Below are 2,992 nucleotides of genomic sequence, written 5' to 3'. Positions count from 1 at the left end.
CGATGGCTCCACGTCCATATCCAACACCGTCCGGTATGGACGTTACGCCCGTGTCATCCCCACTCGGCCGCCGAACCTTGCTGAGATCACCTCACTGGCTCGGCGCCAGCGCCAGCAGCCCGCCTGCCCAGACAGCAACGGTGGCATAGCAAGTTTGGCCCTTTGCGCGAGAAGCGTCGCGGCGTAATCCACACGCCTTGGCACCTCCGGACGACAACCGGGCTAGCTCGACACGACATCGTTTAGCGCGCGGATCGCGCATGTGCGGATGCCGCTCGCAATTCAGCCTGGTTCGGCCTGGGGGATAGCAGCCCGGCCTGCTCAGACAGCGGCGAAGGCGCCGCAAGTTCGGATTTGAGCGAGCAAGCGCGCAGGGTCGCGATAGAGAGTCGGGCGACGCCCGCTGCGCCTGGGCTGCGGCCATGACTGTCAGAGCCGAGAAAGTAGGACTGGAACGGTAAGTCGAAGGAAGCGCGGCCCCGACGATGCCGGCAAGGTCGATCAAGTGTGCTAGAGTAGCCGCCGCCACCCATCTAGGGGGCAACTGGAAACTCTTGAGGGAGGTGAGGTTGATGACCGCCGTGGTGATGGCTGCTGCCCGCAGCGTCCGGTCCATCCTCACGTCCCGGCCCCTCAGCTGAATCCTTCCGCCACATCCGCGCCGAATCCGCGGACGCAACGCAGGGCTTCCCAGGGTCCCTTTTCGCAAGGGTTTTACGTTGTTGTCTTCCGATTCTTTTTCTCCTAGATCATCTTCCGACGGCGGCCTTTCCGCCTACGGCTGGGATACAAAGCTCGAACGGTCCTTCACATCGCATCGCGCCGCAGGTCTCATCCCTGCACGCATTATCGGCGTCGATCGCGGCAGGTGTGACGTCATCACCGAGACCGGCCCGCTACGGGCCGGCACCTCATTGGTGGGCGCATCGGACCCTGTCTCGGCTCCGTGTACCGGCGACTGGGCCGCCCTGCGCTCGGGCCATGAGCCCGAGCTGACCGCTCTGCTGCCACGTCGCAGTGTCATCGTCCGCTCCTCGGCCTCACGCTCCTCGCATGGTCAGGCCCTAGCCGCCAACATCGACACGGCCGCCTTGGTCGTCTCTGTCGAGGTCCCGTTGAACCTGGGCCGCATCGAACGGCTGCTGGCCCTTGCCTGGGAGAGTGGCGCGCTCCCGGTAATCGTGCTGACCAAGGCCGACCAGTCAGCCGACCCCAGCACGGCCACGGCCGAGCTGACCCAACTGGCCCCCGGCGTAGAGATCATCACCACCAGCGCCGCCACTGGTCACGGGCTGGAACTACTTACGGCCGCGCTCACCGGCACGGTGGTACTGCTCGGCCCGTCCGGAGCCGGCAAGTCGACGTTGGGCAACGCACTGCTGGGAACCGAGGTACTGGCGACCGGCGCCGTGCGAGCCCAAGACGGCAAAGGTCGCCACACGACGGTCCGCCGTCAGATGGTCCCGCTGCCAAACGGCGGCGTGCTCATCGACACCCCGGGCCTGCGCGGGATCGGCCTGTTCGACGCTGACGATGGCCTGCAGCAGGTCTTCGCCGACATCGAGCGGCTCGCTTCGCAGTGTCGGTTCAGCGACTGCGGCCACGACTCCGAACCCGGCTGCGCCGTCCAAGCCGCGATCGCCGCCGGCGAGGTGAGCGAGCGTCGTCTGGACAGCTACCGCAAGCTCCAGCGGGAGAACGCCTGGGCAACTTCTCGCAGCGACGCACGGCTATGCGCCCAACGCGAGGATCACAAGAAGGCCATTACCCGATCTCTGCGCGAGACCTACACCTTCCGCGACCAGCAGGGACGGTCGTGAGCCAGCCGGCCGCAGAACACGATGTTTCTCGGCCCGAACCTCACCGCACCGCCTACGTTTCCATCTCAAAGAACGCCGAAGGAATATCCAACATGTTCCATAGCTGGACCACTCGACCCGAAACCGATCAGGACATCACCGCGATCCGCGAGGTCACCCTCGACGCCTTCCCCACACCGCTGGAAGCCGACCTCGTTGAGGCGCTGCGCACCGACCCAGCGTGGCTACCCGAGCTGTCCATCGTGGCCGAAAGCGCCGACGGTACCGTCGGCGGATACGCACTATTCACCCGCTGCCACGTCGGCGACGCCCCGGCCCTGGCACTCGGCCCCTGCGCCGTCCTGTCCCGTTACCAGAAGCAGGGCGCGGGCTCAGCCGCGATCCGGGCCGGTCTGAAGGTCGCCCGCACCATGGGCGAAAACCTCGTCCTCGTACTCGGCCACGCCGAGTACTACCCACGGTTCGGGTTCAGCCGGGCCTCCGCCTACGGGATCCACCCGTCTTTCGAGGTGCCCGATGAGGCCATGATGGCCCTCGTATTCGACAACGCCCTCCCGGTCCCGAGCGGCACCATCATCTACCCGGCACCATTCGGCGTCTAATCCATCCGGGGCTGTTCGGGGCGCTACACAAAACTCGTCCCGAACAGCCCCCCGCAACAGCGGTTGAGTCGGCCTGGGGCGTGGTGTCGGGATGCGCCCGGCCCGTTTCCCCAGGCCGCTCGCCCCCCGTGCAATCGGGGTGCTGGCGTTCCCGGCGGACGATGAACCAGGTCCCGGCCGGGTAGCCAGCGGTGGGGACAGCGCCGGTGACCTCGCATAGTTGGGCGCCGTCCCGCACCTCGACGGCACGATTCTGATCGAAGGCGACCTGGACGGACGGCCGCTGGTCGATGTCCGCAGCGCGCTCGCCGTGCCCACACAGCGGGCACGGCAGCAGTGCGGGATCCTGCCCGGTGATCAGGCCATGCTGGCCGCCGAACTCAGCCGCGTCGCATCGCCATCAGTGCGCTCATCGGCATGATCGGGCGCTCACCGGCACACCGACGGTCACGCCCCGTGACGCCCGGATCGCGGCAGATCCGGATATCCGCTGGCGTGCCGGCGACCTGGTGCGTCAGGGTGAGTCGTGATCACAATCCAACGGGTACGGGTGAGGTGGAGTGCGGCAGC

General features: G+C 66.8%; 3 protein-coding genes. All 3 read left to right on the top strand.

Annotated elements, in window-relative coordinates; translation table 11 throughout:
• The first annotated feature begins 719 nt into the window (after positions 1-719).
• The 3 genes from rsgA to ABZU69_RS36955 all read left to right on the top strand — a co-directional run bounded on the left by rsgA (position 720) and on the right by ABZU69_RS36955 (position 2,843).
• Complete coding sequence (rsgA, locus tag ABZU69_RS36965; RefSeq protein ID WP_354968852.1) at positions 720-1,820, top strand: ribosome small subunit-dependent GTPase A; 1,101 nt, start codon at positions 720-722, stop codon at positions 1,818-1,820.
• On the top strand, positions 1,817-2,422 hold the full coding sequence (locus tag ABZU69_RS36960) for an N-acetyltransferase (RefSeq protein ID WP_354968851.1): 606 nt from the start codon (positions 1,817-1,819) through the stop codon (positions 2,420-2,422). The genes rsgA and ABZU69_RS36960 overlap by 4 nt, the downstream gene beginning before the upstream one ends.
• A 220-nt stretch (positions 2,423-2,642) precedes the next feature.
• On the top strand, positions 2,643-2,843 hold the full coding sequence (locus ABZU69_RS36955) for a hypothetical protein (RefSeq protein ID WP_354968850.1): 201 nt from the start codon (positions 2,643-2,645) through the stop codon (positions 2,841-2,843).
• Positions 2,844-2,992 lie beyond the last annotated feature (149 nt).

The organism is Micromonospora sp. NPDC005206 (assembly GCF_040608175.1).
Classification (GTDB): Bacteria; Actinomycetota; Actinomycetes; order Mycobacteriales; family Micromonosporaceae; genus Micromonospora.
The sequence above is the reverse complement of the archived record's forward strand: the minus strand, read 5'-3'. Positions and strand labels throughout refer to the sequence as shown.